Annotated in this window: 23 protein-coding genes; 14 read left to right on the plus strand and 9 right to left on the minus strand. The window is 64.9% G+C overall.

The window, feature by feature from the left end; all coding sequences use genetic code 11:
• From SPHS8_RS00120 to SPHS8_RS00150, 7 genes are all read right to left on the minus strand, one after another.
• Positions 1–2031: a hypothetical protein gene (locus SPHS8_RS00120; protein WP_201513390.1), complete on the minus strand. Its 2031-nt coding sequence runs from the start codon at positions 2029–2031 to the stop codon at positions 1–3.
• A gap of 146 nt (positions 2032–2177) precedes the next feature.
• Complete coding sequence (locus SPHS8_RS00125) at positions 2178–3248, minus strand: CsgG/HfaB family protein (RefSeq protein ID WP_236574894.1); 1071 nt, start codon at positions 3246–3248, stop codon at positions 2178–2180.
• Between the two features lies 1 nt (position 3249).
• Positions 3250–3774, minus strand: a complete 525-nt coding sequence (locus SPHS8_RS00130; protein WP_268933184.1) for a curli assembly protein CsgF — start codon at positions 3772–3774, stop codon at positions 3250–3252.
• Between the two features lie 708 nt (positions 3775–4482).
• Positions 4483–5178: a tRNA (guanosine(46)-N7)-methyltransferase TrmB gene (gene trmB / locus SPHS8_RS00135; RefSeq protein WP_201513391.1), complete on the minus strand. Its 696-nt coding sequence runs from the start codon at positions 5176–5178 to the stop codon at positions 4483–4485.
• Positions 5179–5354: 176 nt separating this feature from the next.
• Complete coding sequence (metK, locus tag SPHS8_RS00140; protein ID WP_201513392.1) at positions 5355–6560, minus strand: methionine adenosyltransferase; 1206 nt, start codon at positions 6558–6560, stop codon at positions 5355–5357.
• Between the two features lie 59 nt (positions 6561–6619).
• On the minus strand, positions 6620–8215 hold the full coding sequence (gene lnt, locus SPHS8_RS00145) for an apolipoprotein N-acyltransferase (protein ID WP_201514815.1): 1596 nt from the start codon (positions 8213–8215) through the stop codon (positions 6620–6622).
• Positions 8216–8226: 11 nt separating this feature from the next.
• Entirely contained in the window at positions 8227–8862 is a 636-nt protein-coding gene (locus tag SPHS8_RS00150) for a YqaA family protein (protein ID WP_201513393.1), read from the minus strand.
• A 143-nt stretch (positions 8863–9005) separates the two neighbouring features.
• On the opposite strand from SPHS8_RS00150, the gene SPHS8_RS00155 reads away from it, so the two are divergent.
• Both SPHS8_RS00155 and SPHS8_RS00160 read left to right on the plus strand, forming a co-directional pair.
• Positions 9006–9809 (plus strand): hypothetical protein, encoded by an 804-nt coding sequence (locus SPHS8_RS00155; RefSeq protein ID WP_201514816.1) that lies wholly within the window; start codon positions 9006–9008, stop codon positions 9807–9809.
• Between the two features lie 253 nt (positions 9810–10062).
• Positions 10063–10632 (plus strand): hypothetical protein, encoded by a 570-nt coding sequence (locus SPHS8_RS00160; RefSeq protein ID WP_201513394.1) that lies wholly within the window; start codon positions 10063–10065, stop codon positions 10630–10632.
• A 183-nt stretch (positions 10633–10815) separates the two neighbouring features.
• On the opposite strand, the gene SPHS8_RS00165 is transcribed toward SPHS8_RS00160, so the two are convergent.
• Positions 10816–11265 carry an acetyltransferase gene (locus SPHS8_RS00165; protein ID WP_443020023.1) on the minus strand — a complete coding sequence of 150 codons (450 nt, stop codon included), beginning with the start codon at positions 11263–11265 and terminating at the stop codon, positions 10816–10818.
• 109 nt (positions 11266–11374) lie between these two features.
• On the opposite strand from SPHS8_RS00165, the gene SPHS8_RS00170 reads away from it, so the two are divergent.
• The 9 genes from SPHS8_RS00170 to SPHS8_RS00210 all read left to right on the plus strand — a co-directional run bounded on the left by SPHS8_RS00170 (position 11375) and on the right by SPHS8_RS00210 (position 17771).
• A complete protein-coding gene (locus tag SPHS8_RS00170) occupies positions 11375–12709 on the plus strand; it encodes a DNA-packaging protein (RefSeq protein ID WP_201513396.1) in 1335 nt (444 codons plus the stop codon).
• A gap of 62 nt (positions 12710–12771) precedes the next feature.
• Positions 12772–13110: a hypothetical protein gene (locus SPHS8_RS00175; RefSeq protein WP_201513397.1), complete on the plus strand. Its 339-nt coding sequence runs from the start codon at positions 12772–12774 to the stop codon at positions 13108–13110.
• Positions 13111–13343: 233 nt separating this feature from the next.
• The gene (locus SPHS8_RS00180) at positions 13344–14471 is read left to right on the plus strand and encodes a phage portal protein (RefSeq protein ID WP_201513398.1); all 1128 of its coding nucleotides are present in this window, start codon (positions 13344–13346) and stop codon (positions 14469–14471) included.
• Between the two features lie 98 nt (positions 14472–14569).
• Positions 14570–14890: a DUF6127 family protein gene (locus SPHS8_RS00185; protein WP_201513399.1), complete on the plus strand. Its 321-nt coding sequence runs from the start codon at positions 14570–14572 to the stop codon at positions 14888–14890.
• Positions 14887–15300 carry an HK97 family phage prohead protease gene (locus SPHS8_RS00190; protein WP_201513400.1) on the plus strand — a complete coding sequence of 138 codons (414 nt, stop codon included), beginning with the start codon at positions 14887–14889 and terminating at the stop codon, positions 15298–15300. Before SPHS8_RS00185 ends, SPHS8_RS00190 begins: the two co-directional genes overlap by 4 nt.
• Before the next feature lie 124 nt (positions 15301–15424).
• Positions 15425–16540 carry a phage major capsid protein gene (locus tag SPHS8_RS00195; protein ID WP_201513401.1) on the plus strand — a complete coding sequence of 372 codons (1116 nt, stop codon included), beginning with the start codon at positions 15425–15427 and terminating at the stop codon, positions 16538–16540.
• 63 nt (positions 16541–16603) lie between these two features.
• Positions 16604–17179 (plus strand): head-tail connector protein, encoded by a 576-nt coding sequence (locus tag SPHS8_RS00200; protein WP_443020024.1) that lies wholly within the window; start codon positions 16604–16606, stop codon positions 17177–17179.
• Positions 17155–17373: a hypothetical protein gene (locus SPHS8_RS00205; RefSeq protein WP_236574896.1), complete on the plus strand. Its 219-nt coding sequence runs from the start codon at positions 17155–17157 to the stop codon at positions 17371–17373. Before SPHS8_RS00200 ends, SPHS8_RS00205 begins: the two co-directional genes overlap by 25 nt.
• On the plus strand, positions 17370–17771 hold the full coding sequence (locus tag SPHS8_RS00210; protein ID WP_201513404.1) for a DUF3168 domain-containing protein: 402 nt from the start codon (positions 17370–17372) through the stop codon (positions 17769–17771). The genes SPHS8_RS00205 and SPHS8_RS00210 overlap by 4 nt, the downstream gene beginning before the upstream one ends.
• Positions 17772–18038: 267 nt before the next feature.
• On the opposite strand, the gene SPHS8_RS00215 is transcribed toward SPHS8_RS00210, so the two are convergent.
• Entirely contained in the window at positions 18039–18368 is a 330-nt protein-coding gene (locus SPHS8_RS00215) for a hypothetical protein (RefSeq protein WP_201513405.1), read from the minus strand.
• 54 nt (positions 18369–18422) lie between these two features.
• Between SPHS8_RS00215 and SPHS8_RS00220 the strand changes: the two genes are divergently transcribed.
• The 3 genes from SPHS8_RS00220 to SPHS8_RS00230 are packed head-to-tail and all read left to right on the plus strand — an operon-like array spanning position 18423 to position 19332.
• Positions 18423–18830 (plus strand): phage tail tube protein, encoded by a 408-nt coding sequence (locus SPHS8_RS00220; protein WP_097091129.1) that lies wholly within the window; start codon positions 18423–18425, stop codon positions 18828–18830.
• Positions 18827–19138 carry a gene transfer agent family protein gene (locus SPHS8_RS00225; protein WP_201513406.1) on the plus strand — a complete coding sequence of 104 codons (312 nt, stop codon included), beginning with the start codon at positions 18827–18829 and terminating at the stop codon, positions 19136–19138. The genes SPHS8_RS00220 and SPHS8_RS00225 overlap by 4 nt, the downstream gene beginning before the upstream one ends.
• Entirely contained in the window at positions 19135–19332 is a 198-nt protein-coding gene (locus SPHS8_RS00230) for a phage tail assembly chaperone (RefSeq protein WP_201513407.1), read from the plus strand. Before SPHS8_RS00225 ends, SPHS8_RS00230 begins: the two co-directional genes overlap by 4 nt.
• Positions 19333–19351 lie beyond the last annotated feature (19 nt).

A 19351-nucleotide genomic window follows, 5' to 3' on the forward strand; every position in this document is an offset into this window, starting at 1 on the left:
TTACTGCGAGACGGTGGCGACGTTGTAGTTGCCGGTCTGCGAGATCGTGCTGTAGGAGTTCGCAACGGTGCTCTGGGTGACCGTCGAACGGTTGCCCTTGCCCGACTGCGAAATGATGCTGTCGACATCGGCAGCACCCTGCGTGACCGACGAGATGTTGCTGGTGCCGTTCTGCGCGATCTTGCTGTAGGCGCCAGCGCCGCTCTGCAGCACATCGGCTTCGTTCAAATCACCCGTCTGGCTGATTTCGCTGATGTTGTTGAGAGCGCTCTGGGTCACATTTGCGCGGTTCTCGGAGCCGCCTTGAAGAACATCGCTCTGCGCGCCCAAAGCACCGGCGAGTTGCTTGATGGTTGCGGCATTGTCGCTACCGTCCTGCTTCACGCCGCTGCGGGCCTTGTCGTTCTGAGTAACAGTCGACTTGTTGCGGTTGCCGATCTGATCGATAACGCTGTCAGCATCAGCCGTCTGGGTGACGGTTGCTTCGTTACGCGAACCGCTCTGATAGATGTCGCTGAACGCGCCATCCGCGGTGGCAGTCTGGCTGACAGTCGCCTTATTATCTTCGGACGAAGGCATAGCCGAACCGCCACGGATGTAGCCCTGACGGACCTGCGAGTTCGCAGCGTCTCCAGCCTGCGTCAGGCGAGCTTCGTTGTCGGTGCCGATCTGGTCGATGAAGCTGATGCCGCCAACGCCCGACTGATTGACATTGGCATAGTTGCTGATGCCGGTCTGCTTGACTTCGCTGTCATCGCTGGCGCCCGATTGGTCCACAACTGCGTCGTTGCCGCCGAAGACGGTCGACCAACGCGGAGTCGAGGTCTGCGTTACGATGCTCTTGGCGCCCTCACCGCTCTGCCGCACGAAGGCGTCATTGCGGTCATTCGACTGGGTGACGGTGCTCTTGGCGCTCGCGCCGCTCTGGCCGACATTGGCGTCGTTCAGGAAGCCGGTCTGCTTGACATTGCTGTCGGCAGCCTTGCCGCTCTGGTTGACGTCCGCCTCGTTGAGGTTGCCCTTCTGCGTCACGACGCTCTTGGCATAGGCGGACTGCACGACACCGGCGAAGTTGCCGTTGCCGGTCTGCGAAACGGCGCTGTCAGCGTTGAAAGCGGGGTTGGCCAGCACATCAGCTGGATTGAAGTCATCACCGCTCTGATCGACCGAGGCGATGTTGCCGTTGCCGTTCTGGCCGACAGTGCTGACAGCTTCTAGGCCCGACTGCACGACGAACGCGCCATTCAGGTTGCCGGACTGTACCACGTCGCTCTTGCGACCGAATGCGTCAAAGCCGGGCGCTCGCAGGGCGGGAGTCTGGCTGACATAGGCCTGGTTGAAATTGCCGTTCTGGCTGGTGGATGCATCATCCATTTCACCCTGAGCGGTTTCGGCGGTGTTGTTGCTGCCGCGCTGGGTGATGACAGCCTTCATGCGGCCGTCTTGCTCGCCGATGAATGCGGTCGCACCCTGCTGGATGCCAGCGTCATTGCCGGTGCCCTTCTGGTCAACTTCGGCATAGTTGGCAAAGCCGCCCGAACCGGCCTGGCCCTGCAGAACAACGGCGTCGTTGCGGTCGGACGAGCTAGAGCTGTTGCCAGTATTGTCCTGCTTCACGACAACGCGCTGGCCCTTGCCGTTCAGGTTGCCCGGCAGTGGATATTCGGCCGGGAGGAAGCTGTCATTGTAGCTGTCGGTGCCGACTTGGACGACCGTGGCAGAGTTAGCACCGGTCTTCTGGCTGCCAGTGGACTTCTGCGTAACATCGGCCAAGCTGCCCTGCTTGGTGACGTTGCCGCTCTGCGTAACCACCGAGCTGTTGCGCTTGCCGCCAGTCTGATCGACATTGGCTTCGTTGTTGTTGTTGGTTTGAGTAACGCTCGAGTTGTTGGTCGAGCCGCCGCCAGCGACGGTCTGAACCTGGCTGTTGACGGTCGAGCTATCCAGAGCGCCGAAAGTTACGGTCTGCGCGTTGGCGGCACCTGCCGTCAGCGCCAGCGCCGAAGCGCCGATAAGAAGCTTCTTGATCATGTTAATCCTCCTGTTTCAACTCAAGTGCCGCGATGTTGTGCGGCGGCTAGGCTTACCGGCTCCCCAGTTCGGTAGCGCCGGGCGGGCAGGCCTTCGATCTCCCTGCCCGCTCGTCACACTCTCCCCCGCTCGGGAGGCGAGTTTGTTCACCGCGCGGTCGGCTGACCGGCGGAATTCTGATTGTTGTTGGCGGCGACCTTGGCCGATGCGGCCTGGCGGTTGCCGGAGGCGCGGGCCTGGGGCTTTGCGGCCTTGGCGCGTGCGGTCTTCTTCGGGTCGTCGATCGGGTCGGTGTAGTAGGGACCCGTGCGGCGGAAGGCGGCGGCGATGGCGCGTTCCTTCTCTTCCTTATAATGGTTGAGGTAGGTCTGGCCCGCAGCTGCGTCGGCGAAGCTCCACAGCTGGCGGCCGCCAGGCTGGGCGCCTTCCATGATGAGGGCGTAGACCGCCTTTTCGATCGCGGCCTGCGTGGCGATCTGGATCGGTTCGTTGGCCGACACGCCCGCTTCTCCTTCCAGCAGCTCGTCAAATTCGACGAATTTGAAGACGTTGGTGTTGAGCGCGACCGAGGCGACCGTCTTCGACGTGACGACATTGCCCAGCACTTCGCCCGTCTTCACGCTGATGGCGCGCAGATAGACGGTGACGGTGTTCTGGCGATATTGCATGTCGCCGCCGATGCCGAGGAAGCGCGCGCCGATGCCGCCGGTCTGGGTGTTGCTGTCATAGCCGATGATGCCGCCTTCGAGCAGGATGCCGGCGAAGAGCAGCGAAGGCAGGACGCTGGAGGGCGTTTCCGCTTCGCCCAAATAGCGCTGCCGCATTTCGCGGATGATCTGGCGCTCTTTGAGCAGGTTGTCGAGCCGTTCGCGCTCCACCACGGTGAACCAGTTGCCATTGCCTGCGTCGCGCAGCGCCTTGATGAGGACGCTGGTGCCGCCCTGGGTCACGGCGCGCGACAGGCTCTGGATATTTTCCGAGGGCTTGAGCTGGCCGGTCTGGTCGGTGAAGCTGTACACCGCGATCGGCACCGGCTGCGGCGGCGGCGGCAGGTAGATGAGGTCGCGCTGGACAGGCGTGACGGGCGCGATCTGCGGCGCGGAGCTGGCGGATGCCACCAGTTCGTGCGGGACCGAACACCCCCCAAGAGTGGCCGCCATGCAGCCGACGAGCGCAGCAGCAGCCGAACGCTTCACGATATTCCCCCTGATGCTCATCTTATTGCCCCGTGAGACTGGTGTTGCCGGTGAGGCTGGCGGCCAGCGAGCTTTCCACCGAGTTGTTTCCGATGGCGGATGCCGCAGCCGCATTCGCGTTGGCGTTGTTGAGCGTCAGCACCGGGACGACGATGTCCGTCGTCTCACCGGTCGAATTGTCGAAGATGCTGAGGCGGATTTCGCTCAACGTCCGTTCGAAGGAAATCTTCTGGTCGCCAACCGTAAATTCTCCCGAAGTCCCCGGATCGGAGCCCGTAATGGCTTCAACGACGCTGGAAGACAGGGCGGAGAGCAGACGGCTTTGAATCTGCCGGGCGAACAGTTGTGCCTCGGTCAGTTCGCCGGTTCCATCACCGCCATTAGACTTTTGGGGCGGGCGTTGCGCTGTCGCTGTGGCGAGAAGATGGTCGGAATTGAAGGGATTTCCGCCAAATGAAGGATTTCGGAACTCGAACTTCAGTTCCTGGGCCGAAGCGGGTGTCGCCAACGCGATCACTACCAGCGTGGCCAATCGTAGATGTTTCACTATTCAAGCCCCTTATTACTGCATCATAGGTGCTGCACGGCCGTGGAGGCCTTTGCAGGTCCACGCATGAGGAACGCGTCATGGGTGCCCGAACAGGTGAAGTGTTCGGGGCGGAAGCTATTTGAAAGGAGGAGCCCTAAACTGGGCCCGGATCATTTTCGTCAGGATGACGGGTGATTGTTTCCTGATATAACAGGCAGGAAATCGGTGGATGCGGGGCATCCTCCAACGATCAGGCTCTTCTTACGCATACACCACTTCCCCCAACTTCGGCGCAACTGGACATTGACCGCAATTTCGCCGCGGCACGCTATCCAATTGTCGGCTGCAGGGTGGCGACTCGTTTTTTATTGTCTACCCTTCGCTAAGGGGCCAATTAACAAAGGCCTAACGAATGATATATACCCAAAATTGAGTAGGGGCACCTGAGTAGAGCCCGGATTTAGCCGGAAATTTTGGGTTGGGAAGCTCAAACCCACGGCTTTCCTAGGGCGAACAAAGTTAACGATGCCAAGGATTATTTAGCAAAAAAACTTCTTCGTCTCTAATTGGTACAGGCTGTTGGGACGAAGACCATTGGCGGGCAATGATTGGCCTTATGGCAGCAATGGACAGGAGATGCGCTCCCGATGTTGCGGCGGCGCGCTGCATGGATGTCGAAGCAATAAAAGACGGCAACAGGACCTGTCCTGCGCTATGGTAAGCGCCTTACTTGCGGCGGTAGCGGAAGTACCAGACTTCATGGCCGAGGCGGCGGGCCTTGGCTTCGTAGCGGGTTTCGGGCCAGCCGCCGGGGCGGGTGAGGAAGTCCCTGGGCTCGCTGGCCAGCCAGTCGAAATCGGGGTGGCCGTTCATCACCATCATCGCCCAGCGCAGATAGACGGGATGGTCGGTGCCGAAGCGGAACTCGCCGCCGGGCTTGAGCTTCCGGGCGATCATTTCCACCGGGCCCGGGTTCATCATGCGACGCTTGGCATGACGCGCCTTTGGCCAGGGATCGGGATGGAGGAGGTAGACGAAGCTGAGTGCGCCATCGGGAATGCGCGCGAGGACCTGAAGCGCGTCGCCCATATGGACGCGGATGTTGCCGAGGCCCTGCTCGCGGATGTGGCCGAGCGCGGTGACCACCCCATTCAGGAACGGTTCGCAGCCGATGAAGCCATGATCGGGCAGCAGGTCGGCGCGGTAGGCGAGATGCTCGCCGCCGCCAAAGCCGATCTCGAAATGGAGCGGACGATCATAGCCGAACAGATTGGCGGCGGTGACTTCGCCCTCTTCGGGGACGGAGAGGGCGGGGAGCAGGGCGTCGACCAGCTGCTGCTGACCCGCGCGCAGCTTGTGGCCTGACTGGCGGCCATAGAGGCGGTTGAGCGTTGTGGGGTCGCCGGATTTGTGCGCGGTCATGGGCGGGCGCTTAGCGGGGTGGAGCTATCGGGGCAAGTGGCGCGCGCCCTTCGACAGGCCAGGACGGACGGAAGTCGAGGGCGCGTCATCCCGTCATTCGCCGGGATGAGGCAAAAGCAAAGGGCGGCGCGCAGGATTGCCCGCGCGCCGCCCTTTGATGCGATGAGAAGGGAGGCTTAGAGCGCGGCCTTCAGCTTTTCGACGAGGTCGGTGCGTTCCCAGGGGAAGAAATCGCCTTCCGCCTTGCGGCCGAAATGGCCGTAGGCTGCGGTGGGGCGGTAGATGGGCTTGTTGAGGCCGAGATGCGTGCGGATGCCGCGCGGGGTGAGGCCGCCCAGTTCCTTGATCGACAGAATCGCCTCCTCAATCTTCGCATCATCGAGGCTGCCGGTCCCGTGGGTGTCGACATAGAGCGACAGCGGCTCCGACACGCCAATGGCGTAGGCGAGCTGGATCGTGCAGCGGCGGGCGAGCCCGGCGGCGACGATGTTCTTGGCGAGATAGCGGGTGATGTAGGCGGCCGAACGGTCAACCTTGGTCGGGTCCTTGCCGGAGAAGGCGCCGCCGCCGTGAGGCGATGCGCCGCCATAGGTGTCGACGATGATCTTGCGGCCGGTGAGGCCTGCATCGCCATCCGGGCCGCCGATTTCGAAGCTGCCGGTGGGGTTGATGTGATAGACGGTTTCGTCGGAGAGCAGCTCGCCGGGCAGGACTTCGGCGACGACGCCCTTCACATAGTCCTTCAGTTCCGCTTCCTTTTCGCCCTGGTCGTAACCAGCGGCATGCTGGGTCGAGACGACGATGGCGGTGGCGGCGGCGGGCTTGCCATTTTCGAAACGCAGCGTGACCTGGCTCTTGGCATCGGGCTCAAGGAAGGGCGCGCGGCCGGAGTGGCGGTCATGCGCCATCTTTGCCAGGATCTTGTGGCTGTAGTCCAGCGTGGCGGGCATGAGGTCGGGCGTTTCGTCGCAGGCGAAGCCGAACATGATGCCCTGGTCGCCAGCGCCTTCATCCTTGTTGCCGGCGGCGTCGACGCCCTGCGCGATGTGGGCGGACTGGGCATGGAGATTGTTTTCGAAGCGCAGGGTTTCCCAGTGGAAGCCGTCCTGCTCATAGCCGATGCGCTTTACGGTTTCACGGACGGTACGCTCAATCTCTTCTTGCGCGCCGGGTGCCCACTGGTCATTTTCGTAGACGCCCTTGCAGCGGATTTCGCCTGCCAGCACGACCAGCTGCGTGGTGGTCAGCGTTTCACAGGCGATGCGGGCTTCTGGGTCCTTGGACAGGAACAGATCGACGATGGCGTCGGAAATCTGGTCCGCGACCTTGTCGGGATGGCCTTCGGAGACGGATTCCGAGGTGAAGAGATAGTTGCTGCGCATGAGACTCCCGTAAGCCAGCTGGCGTGAAAGGCGACATAAAGAAAAGTTTATGTGCCCTATTAGCCCTTCACCCTGCGGATGGCAATGGCCAGTCCGGCCAGCAGCGCCATGAACAGGATCGCCGCCCAGTTACCCAGATGCGCGAACAGCGTCGGCGGGAGTGCGGGAGGGAGCGCGCCTTCCAGATATCCGGCGCGAGGGAGGCCGAGTGCGCGTAGGACATGGCCGCGCGCGTCGATGACGGCGGACACGCCCGTCGGGGTGGAGCGGATGATGGGCATGCCCTCTTCGATCGCGCGCAGGCGGGCTTGCGCGAGATGCTGGACCGGGCCCCAGCTGCCGAACCAGGCGTCGTTGGACGGGTTGAAGAGGAAGGCGGGGCGGTTCTTCGCGTCGATCACCTGACCGGAGAAGATGATCTCGTAACAGATCTGGACGCCCATGCTGAGCTGCGGGCGGCCGAGCGTGGCGGGGAGAGGCAGGCTTTGTGGGCCGGGGCCGGGCCAGAAATCTGCGTCGCCGGGCACGAGGCGGGAGAGGCCGATCGGCTGGAGGAGCGCACGCATGGGGAGATATTCGCCATAGGGGACGAGATGCGCCTTGTCATAGCGGCCGAGCAGCTGCGCCTGGGGTGAGACGATGAAGAGGCTGTTGGCGGCTCCCGCGAGCGCATTGGTGATGACGCCGTCTTTCTCGACTTGCTTGAAATAGACCTTGGTCGCGCCGGTCATCAGCAGGTCGCCGGGGCCGAGCAGGCTGGCAAGACGCGCGCGCCATTGCGGTTCCATGTCGAGATAGGCAGGGATGGCGGCTTCGGGCCAGAAGATGAGGCGCGGGGCGGGGCGCGGCTGGCCGGAAAGGGCGGCGAGGGTGCGGAAGTGGGCTTCTTCCAATTCGGGCGAGTATTTTTCGTCCTGGCCTATGTTGGGCTGGACGACGCGGATCAGCGGGGCGCCTGCGGGGGTGGGAGGGGCCTGGGTGAGTTGGCCCCAGATTGCGAGGGCGCAGAGGGGGACGGCGATGGCTGCGGCGGGAACGAACTGGCGCTTAATGACGAGGAAGATGGCTCCGGCGGCGAGAACGGCGAGGGCGCTGACGCCATAGGTGCCGATCAGGGTGGCGGCTATGGTGATGCCGGTGGGGAGCAGGGTGACGCCAAGCGGGTTCCAGGCGAAGCCGGTGAAGACGAGGGCGCGGAGATACTCGCTGATGAGCCAGGTGGCGGCGAAGAGGAGGATAAGGGGGAGGTTGTTGTTTGCCTCGCTGCGCTCGGTGCCCACCCCCGGCCCCTCCCGATTACGGGAGGGGAGGATGGAAGACAGCCACCATGCCCCCAGCGTTGCCAGCCCCGGATAGACGGCGAGGTAGAGGGACAGGAGGACGACCGCTCCGTAACCGAACCAGTGCGGCATGGCGTCCTGGAAGGTGAAGGCGTGGGCGATCCAGTTGAGGCCCAATGTGAAGTGGCCGAGGCCGAACAGCCAGCCGCGCGTGAAGGCGGCGCGGTGGGTGGGGGCGCTTTCGATCAGCCACAGGAGGAGCGCGAAGCAGGCGAGGGTGACAGGCCAGAGCTTGAGCGGTTCAAATCCGGTTGCCGCGACGAAACCGGCGAGCAGGGCGGTGAGCCTTGGGAAGCGGGCGGGCAGCTGCATCATCGGGCGAAAAGTCAGTGGATCGTGGCCATGGTGGCGTTGCTGCACGTGTCGCTCTTGTCCCCGCCGCCCGAAAGCATCGATGCCGCGATGAAACCGCCGACAACGAGGACGAGGAAAGCTGCGGACAGGAGGCCGAGATATTTCTCGATGAACGCCTTTATGGGGCGGCCGAATTTCCAGAAGAGGAAGCCGACCAGCATGAATTGGAAGGCGCGGGACAGGATGCTGGCCCAGATGAAGGTGAAGAGCGAAAGGCCGATGAAGCCCGAGGTGATGGTGATCAGCTTGAACGGGATGGGCGTCGCGCCCTTCACCAGGATGATTTCAGCGCCATATTCGCGCAAGTAGCAGGCGGCTACCGGGAATTTTGCGGCGAGGCCCAGCGCGTCGAGGATCTGCTGTCCGACGGCTTCGTAGAGGAAATAGCCGATCGCATATCCGAACAGGCCGCCCAGCACCGATGCGAGGGTGCAGATGATGCCGAAGCGGATCGCCCGTTCGGGCCGCGCAAGGCACATGAGGCCGAGCAGCGGATGCGGGGGGATCGGGAAGAAGCTGGATTCCATGAAGGATATGGCGAAGAGCCAGCGTTCGGCATGGGCGTGGGCGGCTTTGGCCAGCGTCCATTGATAAAGCTTGGTGAGCATTGGAGGCGGGCCTAGCGGAGATTGCGGGGGACCGCCAGCGCTTTCATCCCATTACGGAGTCGCAACATCGTGAAGGCGTTGACGTGGTGGGAGCGGCTGGGCATCACCCCTTTTCTCCGCAGCAGCAGCCCGGCCCGACTTCAGTGACGATCTCCAACATATCATGGCCGAAATTGCGCGAGCGTGGCGGGGGATTGATCTTTGCGCTGGGGCTGAACGCACTGCTGGTGCTGGCGCTGCTGACATTGGCGCCCGCGCTTGATCCCGAGAAGGTCGATCCGCGCAATCCGGTGACGTTCGAAATGGCCGCTTCGCCTGAACCTGAGGCGGAGAAGAGTCCGGAGCGGACCGAGAAGAAGAAAAAGGAAGAAGCGGCGGCGCCGGAGAAGAAGAAGGTCGAAAAACCTGAAGAGCCGCGCAAGCCGGTCGAGAAGCCCGTCGAAACACCGGTCGAAAAGCCGATCGTGACGTTGCCCGTGCAGCCCAAGATGCCGTTCCTGCAACTGGACAGCGCGCAGATGGCGGCGGCCGATATCGGCAAGATGCCGAAGAAGGATGATAGCCAGAGCGCAGGCACGTCTGGTCAGGGGAATAGCCGCGTGGCGGCGGGGCCGGGCGAAGGGCCGGGCGGCGTCCAGCTGTTCGAGGCGGAATGGTATCGGCGGCCGACGCCTGCGGAGCTTGGCGGTTACATGCCGCCCAATGCGCCCGCTGGTGGATGGGGGTTGGTGGCGTGCAAGACGGTGGAGAATTTCCGGGTCGAAAATTGCCAGGCGCTGGGAGAATCGCCGCAGGGTTCGGGCTTTGCCCGCGCGGTGCGGCTGGCGGCGTGGCAGTTCCTGGTGCGGCCGCCGCGCGTCAATGGGAAGGTGATGGTGGGCAGCTGGGTGCGCATCAGGATCGACTATAGCCGCGCGCCTGCCAGTGGCGGCGGTGCGGGCATGTGAGTGCGGTTGCGGTCCTGACAGGATTGTGATGTGTAATAACCTATATGGATGATGGTTGTAGGGGATTTGGCGAGTGAGTGGATAAAATATGGCGGGATGGCGAACCTATATGGAACATTTCTCTTGACATCGTGACGCTCTTCTGACAGAGATGTCGATATTGGGAATTGTGAGTCGCCGGGACGGTGACGCGGCAGGGGCTGGTCCGAAAGGAACCGGCCCTTTTCTGTTGGGGAAAGCGGAGGGCGAGGACATGGCGGATCAGAATGGCGCGAAGGTGGTGCGGCGCTTCTCCGGCAAGGCCAGCGATGCGCCGGACAGGGAGCTGTCGGTGCAGCACAGCCAGCGCGGATCGGGTGGCAGCGGCGCGCAGTTGCGGGCGGTGCGCAAGGATGGATGGACCGCCGAGCGGCGGAAGATCTTCATGGAGACGCTGGCGGCGACCTGCAATGTGAGCGAGGCGGCGCGGGTGGCGGGGAAGAACCTGTCGAGCGCCTATTATCAGAAGCGGCGCGACCCCGGCTTTGCGCGGGAATGGGCGCAGGCGCTGAGCGTCGGCTATGGCGAACTGGAGGCGCTGCTGCTGCGGCAGGCGCTGTTCGGCACGGAGGAGGAAGAGGTCGTGCTGGACGGCGAGGGGATGGTGAAGAGCCGGAAGGTGAAGCGCGGGCATCCCAATGCGGTGGGGGTGCGGCTGCTGGTGCAGCATCGGCGCGAGGTTGGGGAGAAGCTGGCGGCGGAGACTGTGGACCGGCCGGACGGGGCGGATGCGGTCGAGCGGTTGCGGGCGGCGCTGGAGAGGGTGCGGGAGAGGCGTGGGTGAGGAGGAAGTGTCGGGTGAGGCGAGGCGGCTTTCCTTCTCCCTCTCCCCTTTAAGGATCGATGAGAGGCACGTGACTCTCATCGAGGTTGGGGAGAGGGGAGCAACCCTTGTTGCTTACAGTCCCCTCTGCCGCCTTCGCTTTGCTCGGCACCCTCTCACCTAAAGGGGAGAGGGGACTTTGGGTCACTTAAGAGCTTCAGGAGCGTGCCTCAGGTGTAGCAACGGGTAAGGCCTGCCCTGGCCATCCCTTTCCGATCTGCCGGTGCGAGCGAAGCCCATGCGTTCGTAGAAGGTGACGGCGCCTTCATTCTGTTCATTGACGTCGGTCGTCATGGCCGGGTGGAGGGCGAGACCGTGATCGACGAGCGCGCGGCCGACGCCTTTGCCGTGCCACGCCGGGTCGATGAAGAGGGCATCCATGTGCGTGCCGTCGATCAGCATGAATCCGACCGCGCGGTCATCGGCATCGGTGGCGAGCCATGCGGGGGATTGCGGCAGGAAGCCGGACACTTCCGCATCGATCGCCTGACGGTCGGCGGGATCGAGGAAATCATGGGTTGCGTCGACGGCGCAGCGCCAGATGTCGAGCAGGCGAGCACCATCGGCGGCGCGGGCGGGGCGGATCGATATCATGGGCGGCATATAGGGACGCAGCGGAGCAGGCGAAAAGGCGCATGATAAAAAAAGGCCAAAATGAGGCACTTGGCCGGTAAGGGGAACTGGTGAGGGGAGCGAATGGCCGATGGGTGGCATGTCGGATTTCGAGAGATTGGCGGCCCTGCCCGATGCGGCGCGCGAGCGTGTGCTGGCGGGGTTGAACGGCGCAGCGGCGCAGGCGCTGGAGCATGATTGGGAATGGCTGGCCCGGCCCGAGCAGCTGGCGCCCGAGGGCAGCTGGCGCATCTGGTTGATGATGGCCGGGCGCGGATTTGGCAAGACGCGGGCCGGGGCGGAATGGGTGCGGCGGATTGCGGAGAATGACGGCGCGGCGCGGATCGCGCTGGTCGGCGCGACCCTGGGCGAGGCGCGCAGCGTGATGGTGGAGGGGCCGTCGGGACTGCTGTCCATTGCGCCGTGGTGGAACCGGCCGGTCTTTTCGCCAGCGTTGCGGCGGCTGGTGTGGCCCAATGGGGCGATGGCGCTGCTGTTCGGCGCGGCGGACCCGGAATCGTTGCGCGGGCCGCAGTTCAGCCATGGCTGGGCGGACGAGATCGCGAAATGGCCGCAGGGAGAAGCGGCGTGGGACAATATGATGATGGGGATGCGACTGGGGCGCGCTCCACAAGTGATGGCGACGACGACGCCACGGCCGGTGCCGCTGGTGCGCGGGCTGGTGGCGCGGGACGGCGCCGATGTCGCGTTGACGCGAGGGCGGACGGCGGACAATGTGGTCAACCTGGCTGAAGGCTTCGTTGCGGCGATGGAGCAGAGCTATGGCGCGACGCGGCTCGGGCGGCAGGAACTGGACGGCGAGTTGATCGAGGAGGTCGAGGGCGCGTTGTGGAACCGGGAACTGCTGGAGCGGTGCCGGGTGGCGCATGTGCCGGGCGGCGGGGATGGCGAGGCTTTGCTGTCGCGCGTGGTGATCGGGGTCGATCCTCCGGCGTCGGCGCATGGTGATGCTTGCGGGATCGTGGTGGCCGGGATGGGCGGCGACGGGCGGGCCTATGTCATTGCCGATGCGAGCGTCGAGAAGGCGAGCCCGGAAAGCTGGGCGCGGGCGGTGGCGCAGGCGGCGGTGCTGCATGGCGCTGACCGGGTCGTTGCCGAAGCCAATAATGGTGGGGCGATGGTGGAGAGCGTGCTGCGCGCGGCGGAGGCTGCGCTGCCGGTGCGGCTGGTTCATGCCTGCCGGGGAAAGGCGGCGCGGGCCGAGCCTGTGGCGACGCTGTATGAAGCCGGGCGGGTGCGGCATCGGGGAGCCTTCTGGGCATTGGAGGATGAGATGTGCGGGCTGATCGCCGGTGGCGGCTATGCCGGGCCGGGGCGGTCGCCGGATCGGGCGGATGCGCTGGTCTGGGCTCTGACCGAGTTGATGCTCGGGCGGCGCGGCGACGCGCGGGTGCGGGCGGTTTGAGGAACCCGGCTGACCGGCGCGGCGTATTATCCCAAGTCAAGTTTTTCGAGGGAGTGAGGCTGATGAAATTGGCCAGGATCATGATGGTGGCGGCCGGCGCGACTTTGGTGGCGACGCCGGTGATGGCCGCGTCGCTCAATAGCAAGGAGCGGGCGCGGGTGGCGCGGGCGGCTCCGCGTGACCGGGATGATGTGCGTCACTGCCTGTTGCAGGCGAAGAAGGGACGCGATCGCGGGACGGTGATCGGCGCGGCTGGCGGCGCTGGCGTGGGTGCCTTGGCGGGCGGCAGCCTGGGTGAGTCCCTGCTGGCCGGTGCGGCTGGGGCAGTGGCTGGGCGCGTGATCGGGAAGAGCGAGGGGACGAATGCCGAATGTGATCGGGTGTTGCGGCGTAATCCCTGAGTTGGTGGGTGTAAGTCCTTTTTGTCATCCCGGGCTTGACCCGGGATCCCGCTTCTTCTTCCGCAATACGGACAAGGAAGCGAGACCCCGGGCCAAGCCCGGGGTGACGATCTCAAGATAGTAGGTTGGGTGAGGGCCTTCCCCTCTCCAAGTTTCGCTAGGCGGCTGTCGCCGCCAAGCTTCACTATCCTCTCCCCTGAAGGGGAGAGGATTTTTGCTTTTGTGGGGTCTTCATGAAATTTTTCGGGGCGAAGGCCGCGCGGGGTGGCGCGCGGCCAGTGTTGGCGCGTGCCTGGGGTTCGGGCGCGGTGGCTTTGGGGGAGTGGCCTGCTTCCTATGAGGCGCAGGTGCGCAGCGGCGTGCTTGGCAATCCGGTGGCGCAGCGCGCCTTGCGATTAGTGTCGGAAGGGGCGGGGGCGACGGCTTTATTGGCGAGCGGGGTGGAGGAGGAAGAACGCGGGCCGGTGCTGTCGCTGCTGACGCGCTGTTCGGCGGGGCAGAGTCTGGTGGAGACGCTGGCGAGCCATTTGCTGCTGCATGGCAATGGTTATGTGCAGGTGATGACGGGAGCCGATGGCAAGCCGGTCGAGCTTTATGCGCTGCGCCCCGAGCGGGTGAGCGTGGAGGCGGACGCGCGGGGGTGGCCTGCGGCCTATCTTTATCGCGTGGGGGACAGCGTGACGCGGCTGCTGCCCGAGGATGGGGCGGGGCGGGCGTCGATCCTGCATCTGAAGGCGTTGCATCCACTGGACGATCATTATGGGCTGGGCTGCGTGGGCGCGGCTGCTGGGGCGGTGGCGATCCACAATGCGGCGACGGTGTGGAACAAGGCTTTGCTGGACAATGCGGCGCGGCCTTCGGGCGCGATGGTCTATGATCCGGGCGACGGGTCGGTGATGAGCCCGGAGCAGTTCGAGCGGGTGAAACGCGAGATGGAGGTCGCCTTTTCCGGCGCGGCCAATGCGGGGCGGCCGATGCTGCTGGAGGGCGGGCTGGATTGGAAGGCCATGAGCCTGACACCGGCGGAGATGGACTTTGTGGGCCTCAAGGCTGCGGCGGCGCGAGAGATCGCCTTGGCCTTTGGCGTGCCGCCGATGCTGATGGGGCTGCCCGGCGACAATGCCTACGCCAATTATCGCGAGGCGAACAAGGCGCTGTGGCGGCAGACGATCCTGCCGTTGGTGGCGAAGATCTGCGGCGGGCTGGCGCAGGGGTTGCAGGGATGGTGGCCGGGGCTGGGCCTGGCGGTGGACCTGGATGCGGTGCCTGCGCTGTCGGATGAGCGGGCGGCTTTGTGGGAGCGGGTAGCTGCGGCTGACTTCCTTTCGGCGGATGAGAAGCGGGCGATGCTGGGGATTTGAGGTTCACGCGGAGACGCGGAGACGCGGAGGGTTTTTGAGGGCTGCCTTTGGCAGCCTTTTGCGTCTGTGGGTCTTTGCGCGAGGGAGGAGTGGGGCCGATGAAATATGATGGCGAGATGCTGGCGCGGCTGGTGGCTCAGGCTGAAGCGGCGCCGGGGCAGATGGACATGTTGATGATCCGCGCGCTGATCGAGGAGGCGAGTGAGTTGGGCGCGGGGCGGGCCCTGGAGCGGCTGGGGCTGAGCGATGGGCGTGCGGAGGGCGATGTGCGGGAGTTGCGCGAGCTGCTGTCCGCCTGGCGGGACGCGAAGAAGGCGGCGCGCGGGGCGGTGGTCGGCTGGGCGGTGCGGATCGTGATGGCGCTGGTGCTGCTGGGCGTGGCGGTGAAGGCCGGGCTGATCGGGATGGTCCGGGGATGAGCGGCCCGAGCGGAGGGGGCGATGTGCGGTTCGCTGGTTATGCGGCGGTGTTCGATCGGGTCGATCATGGCGGCGACGTGGTGCGGCCGGGCGCTTTTGCAGGCGTGGCGGCGGGGGTGCCTTTGCTGTGGCAGCATTTGCCGGGCGAGGCGATCGGGACGGTCGAGCGAGTGGAGGAGGATGCGCGCGGATTGCGGGTGATCGGGCGCGTGTCGGGGCGGACTGGCGCGGGGAGGGCGGCTGCGCGGGCGTTGAAGGAGCGCGCGGTGGATGGGCTGTCCTTTGGCTATCGGGTGCGGGAGGCGCGGGGGGCTTCGCCGCGAGAATTGCTGGCGCTGGAGCTGGTGGAGGTGAGCGTGGTGACGCACCCGATGCAGCCTTTGGCGCGGGTGATTGCGGTGGAGAGGTAGCGCCTCTCCCCCTCATCCAACTTCGCCTAGCCAGGAAGCTGGCGAGGCTTCGTATCCTTCTCCCTCGAGGGGAGAAGGTTTGATGGGCGGTCCCTTGGGGCCGCCTTTTTTGTGGGAGTGGTTGATGACGGATCAGTTGGAAGCGAGCTTTGATGCGGTGGTGCAGGGTGAGCGTATCGAGGTGCTGGAGGGTGAGGTCGCGGCGCTGAAAGGCGCGCTGGTGCAGCAGCAGCGGCCTGCGCTGGATGGGGTGAAGGGTGGGACGTTCGATCCCAAGCGGGCGGCTTTTGTTGATCGTTACTTGCGGCAGGGGCTTGAGGCCGGGGTGGAGCTGAAGAGCTTTTCCGGCGCGACTGGCGCTGCGGGCGGCTATGCGGTGCCGCGCGAGATCGACCAGATCATCGATGCGACGCTGAAGGGCATTTCGCCGATCCGGTCGATCGCCAATGTCGTGCGCACGGGCAGCGCTGGCTATCGCAAGCTGGTGACGTCGGGCGGCATCGTGTCGGGCTGGGCGAGCGAGACGGGTGCGAGGGCGGAGACGGGAACGCCCAGCTTCAATGAGATCGTGCCGCCCTATGGTGAGCTTTACGCCAATCCGGCGGCGTCTCAGGCGATGCTGGACGACGCGCAGTTCGATGTCGAAGGATGGCTGGCGGGCGAGATCGCGCGTGAGTTTGCGGCGGCGGAGGGTGCCGCCTTCGTCAACGGCAATGGCACGAACAAGCCCAAGGGCTTCCTGACCTATACGGCGACCAATGAGGCCGACGGCGTGCGTGCGTTCGGTTCGCTGCAATATGTGGCTTCGGGGGCTTCGGCGGGCTTTGCGGCGGTGAGCCCGCAGGACAAGCTGATCGACCTGGTGCAGAGCCTGCGCGCGCCCTATCGACAGGGTGCCTGCTTCGTCATGAATTCGGCGACGCTGTCCGCCATTCGCAAGATGAAGACGAGCGATGGCGCGTTCATCTGGCAGCCGTCGTTGGCGGCGGGGCAGCCTGCGACGCTGCTTGGCTATCCGGTGGTGGAGGCCGAGGACATGCCGGACATCGCGGCGGGTTCGCTGTCGATCGCCTTTGGCAATTTCCAGGCGGGCTATGTGATTTCGGAACGTAGCGAGACGAGCATCCTGCGCGATCCGTTCAGCAACAAGCCGTTCGTGCACTTCTATGCGGTGAAGCGGATCGGCGGCGCTGTTTCCAATTCGGAGGCGATTAAGTTGATGAAGTTCGCGGCCTCCTAAGCGGCGCCCTCATCCAACTTCGCCTAGGCCCGTTCGGGCCAAGGCTTCGTATCCTTCTCCCGCTTGCGGGAGAAGGATCATATTTCGTGGGAGGGGCGGTTGGTGCTGGTGCGGGAAGAGGCTGGGGCGGCGGGGGCGTCGCTTGGGCAAGTGAAGGATTATCTGCGGATTAGCGGCAGCGGCGAGGATGGCTTGCTGGACGGACTGATCAAAAGCGCAACGGCGCTGTGCGAGCAGTTTCTGGGGCAGTGGCTGATCCTCAGCGAAGCGCGGGAGACGGTGCGGGCGGATGGCGGATGGCAGCGGCTGTCGGCCCGGCCCGTGTTGGCGATCCTGGGGGTCGACGCAGTGGGGCCGGATGGTTCGGCCGAGGCGCTGCCGGTCGATGCCTATTCGGTGGATATCGATGCTTCGGGCGATGGCTGGGTGCGGGCGCGGCCTTTGTCCGGGCAGCGGGTGCTGGCGGTGCGCTATCGCGCGGGAATGGCGGAGGATGCGGACGGGCTGCCCGAGCCGATCCGGCAGGGGATCGTCCGGCTGGCGGCGGAGCATTTCTCCGCGCGTGGAGGCGAGGTTGCGAGCCCGCCTGCGGTGGTGAGCGCGCTGTGGCGGCCGTGGCGGCGGATGCGGCTGGCATGAAGGTCGCGGCGCTGGCGCGGCTGGTGGAGGAGCGCGCCCGACGGCGGCGGCGCGAGGTGGCCGAGGCCATGCTGGCGGCGGGGGTGGAGGATGCGCGGATCGAGGGGGATGCGGTGCTGCTGTCGGGACGCGGGCTGATGCGGCGATGGCTGGGCGCGCTTGATCTGCGCGATCGGGCGAGGGGTGGGCGATGAGTGCAGAGGTGATGGTGCGGGCTGCGGTGATCGCGGCTTTGAAGGGGGATGCTGCGTTGATGGGCGGCTTCAATGGGCTGTTCGACGGGCAGCCGGTGCGAGCGAGCGTGCCCTATGCGGTGGTGGGCGAATGTATCGCCAGCGACTGGGGCGCGAAGGATGTGGACGGGCGTGAGCTGCGTTTGACGATTGGGCTGCATGATGCCGGGGAGACGCCGGGGCGGTTGGCGGCGTTGCTGGAGCGGATCAATGCCGTGATGCAGCTTCTGGAATTTGCCGAGGCGTGGCGGATCGTCGGGGTGCGGCTGATCCGGTCCCGGGTGGTGAAGGGGCGGGATAAGGATACCTGGCAGGCGGTGGTGGATTATCGGGTGCGGGTGGTTCGGCAAGGCGGGTGATTTTCACGCGGAGACGCGGAGATGCTGCGCTGAAAGCACGGTCATGCATGGCGCTCCGCGTCTCCGCGCCTCCGCGTGATTAATTCTCGCGCAGAGGCGCAGAGTGCGCAGAGCAGGAAGAGATGCTTCGGCGCGGATGGGATTGGGCTGATCAGAGGGTTGTCACGTCTCCCCGCTAACCCGGTTCTCGAGACACGGATTGCGTGACGCTTCTCGACTTCGCTCGAAGCGAACGGAGGCGGCTGCGAGGAACTTCTTTCCGGTGCCTTAGCCGCCCGGTTTGGAGTAATCCTCGAACTCGCCGGTGATCTTGTCGACATATTCGGCGATCTGGTCGTCTGCGTCTGCCTGGGCGTCCTTGTCGGACATGCCGGTGGATTTGTCGTCAGCGACGATGGCGGCGCGGAAGGCGGCTTCCTTCGCGCTGCACTTGGATTTCAGCGTGGACTGGAAGTCGCCAAGCGTCAGTTTCTTGTCGAGCGCGGGGCCGACTTCCTTTGACAGGCACTCGGAATACGCCTTGCGGCCAGCGCCTACGGCGTCGCCGCTTTGCGGGGTGGCGGCCAGCATCATCATGAGGGGAGCAGCGAACAGCATTCGAACCTCTCCAATCGCAATTCAGGCACGGTTTATCTTACGGGAGAATGCTCCATGGGAGTGGAAAAGGGAAGCGCGTTTCTGTTGAAAGTGGGCGACGGCGGGACGCCTGTCGCATACGCAACTGTCGCCGGAATGCGGACCACGCAGCTGTCGGTAAATGGCGAGGGCGTCAATGTGACGTCGAAGGATTCCGGCGGGTGGCGGGAGCTGTTGTCGGGGGCGGGGGTGCGATCCGTCAGCGTGTCGGCGGCGGGCATCTTTACCGGGTCGGCCGCCGAGGTGCGCATTCGCAACCATGCGCTGGCGGGAACGATAGAGCAGTTTGAGCTGAGCTTCGAAAGTGGCGAGCGGATGCGCGGGCGCTTCCTGGTCACGCGGCTCGACTATGCCGGGGATTATAATGGCGAGCGCAACTATGCGCTGAGCCTGGAAAGCTCCGGCCCGGTGGTGTCGGAATGAGCGCGGCCAATCGTGCGAGGGGCGAGGCTGCGCTGGAGCTGGCTGGCGAGACTTTGCGGCTGCGGCCGAGCTTTGCGGCGCTGGTGGCGGCGGAGCAGGAATTGGGGCCGCTGTTCGAACTGGTGGAGCGGGCGGCTGCGGGCAAGTTGTCGCTGTCCGACATGGCGGGGCTGTTCTGGCACTGCCTGGCCGATCCGCCCGAAGGGCTGACGCGCGAGAGGCTGGGCGAGGCGATCGTCGAGGCGGGGCTGGCGAAGCTGTCGCCGGTGCTGGGCGGCATCATCAGGCAGATTTTGGGGGGACGATGAGCTTCTTCAAAGCGGCGGCGCGGCTGGCTGGCGTTGCGGGATGGCTGCTGGGTTGGCGGCCGGATGAGTTCTGGCGATCGACGCCGGTGGAACTGGAGGCGGTGCTGCGGGCCGCGAGGGGGGAGGAGGAAGATATGGATGTTGGGATGGATGCGGGGGAGTTGGCGCGGCTCAGGGGGGTGATGCCGGATTGAGGTGGGTGCTTTCCGTTTC

It is taken from the genome of Sphingobium sp. S6 (assembly GCF_905120495.1).
Taxonomy (GTDB): domain Bacteria; phylum Pseudomonadota; class Alphaproteobacteria; order Sphingomonadales; family Sphingomonadaceae; genus Sphingobium; species Sphingobium agri.